This is a genomic window from Vibrio sp. TRT 17S01, from assembly GCF_050113695.1.
Classification (GTDB): domain Bacteria; phylum Pseudomonadota; class Gammaproteobacteria; order Enterobacterales; family Vibrionaceae; genus Vibrio.
Map to the genome: position 1 here is coordinate 1 of NZ_JBNJOG010000062.1, position 840 is coordinate 840.

1 protein-coding gene is annotated in these 840 nt (G+C 37.7%); it reads right to left on the bottom strand.

All coding sequences use genetic code 11. The annotated features are described in order from the left end of the window. Nucleotides 1-130: 130 nt before the first annotated feature. The coding region (locus tag ACQEXS_RS22475) for a hypothetical protein (RefSeq protein WP_427015275.1) at nt 131-840 on the bottom strand (710 nt) is incomplete at its 5' end.

Sequence of the window (840 nt, forward strand, 5' to 3'; positions counted from 1 at the left end):
ATAACGCCGCATTAAGGTGCGAACAACGCTAAACACCCAACCTAAACCACTGCACCTTAAACACTGAAACCGAGTTTAAACTGAAATCGCCAAGCGTTGTGAGTCACTCTTAAATGCTTTGTTAGCCTAATTACTGAACTGCCTCAAGCTTCAAGCCTAATGTTGTTTCATCTACAAAACCCGCAATTATCTCTACATCAGCAACAACCTGTTTGTATACTTCACCGGATTCTAACGTGTTATATATGCTTTTGATGAGGTCTCGAGAGTTAACTTCATTTTGTAGCTGAAATACTGAACCAATATAGATAAACTTCGCCATCATAGCCTTATCTAAGCATTCATCCTTTCGGTCATAAGGAAACCTTAGAGCTATCTCAACAACCATATCTCTACTGTTTCTCTCAATAGTCATAATATCTACTTGCAAACACTTATTTGGGTATATGTACTCGTAAACGTTCATTGGACTATCAACTTCGTCGGCTATATAAGCTACATCGCTAGCTAACGAGAGGTTTAATTGTTGGGCTACACTACCATCTATTTCACGAGCGAGCTTTATAGCTCCTTCTAAATCACTAGCTTCTTTTTCAGTAAGGTTCCTAATATAGTCTTGCAGCGAAGATACTGTAACATTTTCCTTCCGAACGATTAGTTCTTTATCTATCGCATCCGCAGCTTCGTTATAAAAATTATATAAGCCAACAATACTGACATCGGTTGTATTTATGTTCCAACCATCAGTTTCACTTAAAAGAGCCTCTCTGGGAACAAGTAAAAGAAGTAATACTAATTTTATGTTACGCAACATTAAATTCTCCTTACATAGGCTAACGC